Source organism: Halonatronum saccharophilum DSM 13868 (genome assembly GCF_000517025.1).
Lineage (GTDB): Bacteria > Bacillota > Halanaerobiia > Halobacteroidales > Halobacteroidaceae > Halonatronum > Halonatronum saccharophilum.
Genome location: NZ_KI912092.1, coordinates 205,279 through 212,102, shown reverse-complemented (window position 1 = coordinate 212,102; position 6,824 = coordinate 205,279). Strand labels below are relative to the sequence as shown.

General features: G+C 28.5%; 5 protein-coding genes. All 5 read left to right on the top strand.

Annotated elements, in window-relative coordinates:
• Window positions 1-1,305: 1,305 nt before the first annotated feature.
• The 5 genes from HALSAC_RS14855 (at window position 1,306) to HALSAC_RS0103045 (ending at window position 6,666) form a co-directional block, all read left to right on the top strand.
• Window positions 1,306-2,673, top strand: coding sequence for a glycosyltransferase family 4 protein (locus tag HALSAC_RS14855; protein WP_051412048.1), 1,368 nt, complete (start codon window positions 1,306-1,308; stop codon window positions 2,671-2,673).
• Window positions 2,674-2,712: 39 nt separating this feature from the next.
• On the top strand, window positions 2,713-4,173 hold the full coding sequence (locus HALSAC_RS0103060) for an MOP flippase family protein (protein WP_027339033.1): 1,461 nt from the start codon (window positions 2,713-2,715) through the stop codon (window positions 4,171-4,173).
• 38 nt (window positions 4,174-4,211) lie between these two features.
• Entirely contained in the window at window positions 4,212-5,399 is a 1,188-nt protein-coding gene (locus tag HALSAC_RS0103055) for a glycosyltransferase (protein WP_027339032.1), read from the top strand.
• Between the two features lie 20 nt (window positions 5,400-5,419).
• Window positions 5,420-6,163 carry a hypothetical protein gene (locus HALSAC_RS0103050; RefSeq protein ID WP_027339031.1) on the top strand — a complete coding sequence of 248 codons (744 nt, stop codon included), beginning with the start codon at window positions 5,420-5,422 and terminating at the stop codon, window positions 6,161-6,163.
• A 113-nt stretch (window positions 6,164-6,276) separates the two neighbouring features.
• Window positions 6,277-6,666, top strand: a complete 390-nt coding sequence (locus HALSAC_RS0103045; protein WP_027339030.1) for a hypothetical protein — start codon at window positions 6,277-6,279, stop codon at window positions 6,664-6,666.
• The last annotated feature ends 158 nt before the right edge of the window (window positions 6,667-6,824 follow it).

The window sequence follows — 6,824 nt, the reverse complement described above, 5'->3', positions numbered from 1 at the left end:
GATGACAAGTTCTCGACAAGAGCATAAAAAATTTAGAATAATAAAGGTTTAGTCAGATTTTAGTCAAAGGTTTAGTCGTAGGTTTGGTCAGAGTTAAAGATTTAGGTTTTAAGGTCTTAAAAAGCCAAAGATAAAAGGCTGGACTCTGACAAAAGCCTGATAAGAGATGACAAGTTCTCGACAAGAGCATAAAAAATTTAGAATAATAAAGGTTTAGTCAGATTTTAGTCAAAGGTTTAGTCGTAGGTTTGGTCAGAGTTAAAGATTTAGGTTTTAAGGTCTTAAAAAGGTAAAAATCAAAGGCTGGACTCTGACAAAAGCCTGATAAGAGATGACAAGTTCTCGACAAGAGCATAAAAAAATAAAATAAGATTTAGTCAGATTTTAGTCAAAGGTTTAGTCGTAGGTTTAGTCAGAGTTGATGATTTAGGTTTTAAGGTCTTAAAAAGCCAAAGATAAAAGGCTGGACTCTGACAAAAGCCTGATAAGAGATGACAAATTCTCGACAAGAGCATAAAAAAATAAAATAAGGTTTAGTCAGATTTTAGTCATCATTTGTCTGAGACCTTGTCAGCGCAGATGATTTAGATTTTAAGGTTTTAAGAAGAAAAAGATTAAAGGCTTAACGCAGACTAAGTTCGGACAAGAGCAGATAAAGTGCCGATTAGAGCATAAAAAATTAAAAAAGGGTTTAAATCAGATTTAATCGGTTTTGATCTGGGCAATCAGTGCCAAGTCTTTGATTTTAGGTTTTAAGGTTTTCCAGGTTCCAGGTTCCTACCCTCCCTTTTAATCTCAAGCAAAATATGGTATAATAGGATAATGAAAATAATTTAATTTTTTATTGGAGGGGGAAGTTTATAGTTTCTACTCTTTGATATAATAGAGTTAGAGTAAGGTTGGAAGTTAAATCTGCTAATCATAATAGGAAAATATCAAAATCTACTTGAAATTATATCTGATTTTGGTATAATAAGCTTTGGTTGAAGCATTTATTTACCAAATGAGTAAAATGTTGATTTTTGTCGAATAGAGGAGGATTTGTGCTGTTTGCGTGGAAGATATATAGTACAGTTATTAAAGCATTTTCCAAGGAAAGTCAAGTTCAAGATCTAAGAGACTTTTTCACCACGAATTGGCATTAAATAAGTTCTCTATATTATTTAGAAAGAGGTTAATAATTTTGAGTTAGGCTCAAATTATAGAATAGCTAGCTTACTTCAATGTAGCTATTAAAAAAGTTATTTATTCAATCAAATAACTTATATAAGTTTATAATTTTATAGTAGGGAGGAGAAGAAAAGAATGAGTAATTTTTTATTAATGTTTTTATCTAGTGTAGGGATGGCTTTATTGTTAACTCCAATGGTTAAAAGGTTTGCTTTTGTTATTGGGGCAGTTGATTACCCTAATCAGAGGAAGGTTCATAATGGAGCTATGCCTAGACTGGGTGGATTGGCAATTTATATTTCATTTTTAGTAAATAGCCTAGTCTTTTTAGAATTGAGTAGTGAGTTTAGGGCTATATTATTAGGTTCTGTTGTAATACTGGTGATTGGATTAATAGATGATATAAAAGGTATGAAAGCAAAGAATAAGCTCTTTGGTCAGATTTTAGCTACGGTTCCGATTATTCTTTATAGTTTACAGATTGATTTGGTTAGTCATCCTATATCAGGGGTGATCTTGACTGGGCCATTGGCTATACCGATAACTATACTATGGGTCGTTGGTCTTATCAATGCAGTTAATTTAATTGATGGTTTGGATGGATTGGCTGGTGGGGTAGCGACTATATCGGCTTTGGCTATTGGATTGATCAGTTTTGGTCAAGGAAATTTAGTGGTTGCAGCGTTGGCTTTGATTTTAGCAGGAAGTACAGTTGGATTTTTAAGATATAACTTTAACCCGGCACAGATATTTATGGGTGATACAGGGAGTATGTTCTTGGGCTATATTTTGGCTACTGTATCTTTAATAGGAGCAGTAAAGAGTGCAACTGCAGTTACTATCTTGGTACCTGTTATTGTGATGGGAGTTCCTATCTTTGATACCAGCTTTGCCTTTATCAGAAGGTTGATCAATGGGAAGCATCCCTTTAAACCTGATAAGGAGCATCTGCATCATAGATTCTTGAACTTTGGTCTGAATCAGAAACAGACAGTTTTAACAATATATTTGGTATCACTTATTTTTGCTGTAAGTGCGGTTCTTTTGGCGAAGTACCAGAGTTCAATGATACTTCTGGTAGTAGTAGGAATACTAGCCTTATTATTTATGTGGCTTAAGGAGTTTGGGATTATCAGAGTTTATCCAAGTAAAGTAGAGCCTCTACAGATATTAAGTGAGATTAAGCTTAATTTAGTTAGGTTATCGGATGTAATGGAGGATGAGTTGGAGTTGGCAAGGCTACATAATGAGATTGGTCAACTTGAAACTCTTGTAGAGAAGATACCGGAGTTTGTCTATGATGATAAAGTAGAAGATGAGATTGCAGCTGTAAGTGAAGAGGTGGCTTATAGAAGTTTGAGAAGTAGGGTAATGTCTTTGGTTGATGTTATAGATAATGTGATTGACAATTATCACCATAACAGTGAAAATTTAAATTATCTTTTTAAGGAAGAGAAGTATTCTTTACTTAATATATATGATAGTTTAAGTAGTAATTTATAGTAATAATTATTTTGAATTTAGAAAGTATGGTGTTTAAAAATGGCATCTTTAAAAGATAAAGCAGTAAAGGGAGTAAAATGGACTACAATATATTCTGTATGCAATGTAGCTATTAATCCATTGGCGTTGGCCATATTGGCTAGATTATTGTCTCCAGTTGAATTTGGTAAGATGGCAATAGTGACGATAGTTATAGGTTTTTCTAAGCAAATAGCACAATTAGGATTTTCTCAAGCTATTATACAGAAAGATGAAGTAAGTGATGATGATTTAAATAGTATATTCTGGTTTGAGCAGGTTTTAGGTATAGTTTCCTTTGTTATAATCTTTAGTTTAGCAGAAAACATATCCTTATTCTTTAATGAGCCTAATGCTATTAGATTAATTAGATATTCAGCCTTTGTATTCTTGTTAGAACCAATCGATTTAGTATTTAGGTCTTTGTTGAAGAAAGAATTGAAATTTGATTTGTTAACAAAAGCTATGTTGGTTAAATTATTATTTCAGAAGGTAAGTATGGTCACCTTTGCATACCTAGGTTTTGGAGCAGTTAGTTTTGTTTATGGTAATTTAATTGGAATAATTATATTAACTTTGATATTATTGATTATTTTCTTGAAAAACAATTTGTGGTTTCCCAAGTTATATTTTTCATTTAGTAAATTAAAACCTTATTTGAATTTTGGTATATTTATAGCAGCTAAGTCTGTTTTTACTAATTTGTTTGATAATATAGATGAGATTATTATTGGGGGTTCATTAGGTACAGAGATATTAGGAGTTTATCATTTCGCTAAGAAATTAATTAGGTATTTAGTTCAGTTACTTAATCATCCTGTATCAGGTGTTAGTTTTCCTTTATTATCTAAATTAAAATCTAACTCTAATCAGTTTAATAATGTTTATAAAAAAATAATTAAGTTAATAGGGCTTATTGGAATCCCAGCTAATATTGGTGTAGCAGTAACTAGTAGTTTATTTATACCACTTTTGTTTGGGGAGGAGTGGAATAAAGCTATATTGGTGATAACTCTATTGACCTTATGGGGAAGTTTTGAATTGCTAACACATAATATTGCCCCTAGGGCAATATATGCATTAGGTTATTCTAAAATTGTTTTTTATATAACTGTTGTTGATTTACCTATTAGAGGATTAATATTATACCTAGGGGCTCAGTTTAATTTAGAAATGGTAGCGATTTCCCTGGGGATATTTGTATTTGTGAAATTTCTTATATTTCAAGTTGTATTAGGGAAGTTTACTGATTTAAAATTAGTAAATGTTATTAGCGAACTAAAATATATTGCTATTTCATCATTAATCATGGGTATAATAATCTGGCTTTTAAAGATTTGGTTAATACAAATTACAAATATATTTTTGGTCTTAATAATTATTATATTAATTGCAGTCATATGTTATATTATATTAATTTATCTTTTCGAAAGAGAATTTTTTGTTTATACATTAAAATTAATAAGCAAGTCAATAAATTAAAGCTAAATATATATGAAATCGAAAATTAGGAGGCAGTAATGAAAAATAAAGTTGCTTTTATGATTCCTACTTTAACCAATGGTGGAGCAGAAAGAGTTGTCTCTAACTTATCATGTGGTTTATCAGATAATATTGATTCAAAAATAATATTATATAATGGAAATAAGATAGATTATCCGTATAAAGGTGAAATTATAGATCTTAATATTACAACTTCATCTAATCCAGTATCTAAATTAAAAGCTTTATTTAAAAGGATTTATAGGTTAAAAAAAATAAAGAAAGAAAATAACATGGAAAAAACGATAAGTTTTCTAGATAACCCCAATATTGTAAATTTACTTTCTCGTGGAAAAGGCGAAACTATAATTTCTGTAAGAAATTTAAAGTCAAATCATTTTAATGAAGGTTATGGTTGGGGATATAAGAGGTTAATAAAATTATTATATAATAAAGCCGATAAAATTATAGTGTTATCTAGAATGGTTAAACTAGATTTGGTTGAAAATTTCAATATAGATGCAAATAGAATTGAAGTTATATATAACCCATGCGATGTGGAAAAAATTAATAGATTAGCAAATGAAGATTTGGAAAGAGAATATAAAGAAATATTTAAGAATCCAGTTATTATAAATATTGGTAGGCTCACCAAGCAAAAAGGACAATGGCATTTGATTAGAGCTTTTAGTAAGATTAAAAAAGAAATTCCAAATGCTAAACTTGTTATTCTTGGCCAAGGAGAGTTAGAGGATTATTTAAAAGAATTAGCCAATAATTTAGGATTAATAGATGATGTTCATTTTTTAGGTTTTCAAAAAAATCCTTTTAAATTTATTAAGAACTCAACTGTATTTGCGTTCTCTTCATTATATGAAGGGTTTGGAAATGTTATAACAGAAGCTATGGCTTGTGGTATACCAGTAGTTTCAACTGATTGTAAAGCTGGACCTAGAGAGATATTAGCTCCAAATACTGATATAAGAAAATCTACTAAGGCAATAGAATATGCTAAATATGGCATATTAGTTCCGGTTTGTGATGGTGTTAAATATAATTATAATGATTCTTTGACTACAAATGAAGAGTATTTAAGTCAAGCTGTAATAGATTTAATAAAGAATAGAGATATTATGAATATATATATTAATTTATTTGAAGAAAGATTAAATGATTTTAAAATTAAGAAAATTATAAATGAATGGGTTGATATATGTAATAATTAAGATAAATTTGGAGGGAGACTATGAAAAAAGCAAACTACAAACTTTACCATATAATTATAAATATTCCATTAATTATAACTATAAGTATGATATTGCTTGCTGGTTCATTTGATTTGATAAGAGGTCTCGAGCATATAGGGAGATTATTTATGTTAATAAGTTTTTTTATATCTTTTTCATACTTGCTTTTTATGAATAAAGTATATATTGATAAAACTCATCTTTTTTTTATTTTAATATACGGGTTTGTAATGTTTGTTTCAGCCGCAACCAGCGGTTTTATTCAAGTAGCACATTTGATTTTTTTTCCTCTGTTGATTTATATATATCCCAATATATGCAAAGATAAAGGGATGATAATAATAACTAAGTTATTTTTAATAACACATATAATTTTAATTGTTATTCCATTATTTTTAGGAATAAATAATAGTGTATACCAAAGTATATATAGTGGTCTCTTTTATAATCCTAATATTTTTGGGCAAGTTTTAGCTACTTTGGCAAGTATTATTATAGCTGTATTTTTAGGAGAACTAACTTTCATAGTAAAAAAAAGAGATTATAGAAGGGTATATATATTAATAATTCAGTTTTGTATGATTATTTTGTCATTAATAGGTGTATTTTATAGTCAAAGTCGAACTAGTTTTTTAGCTATAGTAATTAATATTTTTTTGGTTAGTTTAATTGTATGTTTTCCTATAATTAAAAATAAAAAAATTAAATTTAAGAAAAAAATTATAAAATTATTAAAATTTTAGTAATAACAATAACTCTAATTTCGATTATTGTTATTGCAGTACCTTTTTTTAGACAAATATTTGTTGAAAATATAATCGATAAGTTTACAGAGTATTCAAAACAAGGCAATATATTGACGTATAGAAATTATATTTGGTTAGGAGCAATTCGTGATATAAGTTTATTTGGTCATGGAAGAGGATATTTTATAAATAATTTTGGTTGGGCTGCACATAATAGTTACATTTCTATTTTAGGAACTTATGGTTTGTTTTCTTTTATATTATTTATTATAATTTTAATCCCTATGATTTATTATTCGTCTATATATTTAATAAAAAAAATAGGTAGTAACAGAAAAGCTTTTTTACCTATAGTGTCATTAAATTGTTTTTTAATCCTATCTATGGCAGAAAATATGATATTTAAAGTTAGTATGAACTTATCTTTTCTATTAGTTGGTTGTGCAATTTTTGAACTTATATACAAGAAAAACAAAAACATTGAGTATGATAATTTTTAAAGTGGTAGGGTAATATGTCAAGAGAAAATTTAAACAAAAATTACCCAGTTAATTGCCTAAAATTAGGCATAGCACACCCATACCCTGTATAAATGGTTAAATTTAACAGAGCTATAGCTAGTTATAACATTACTAAAAATAAGTTATTAAATCTGGGT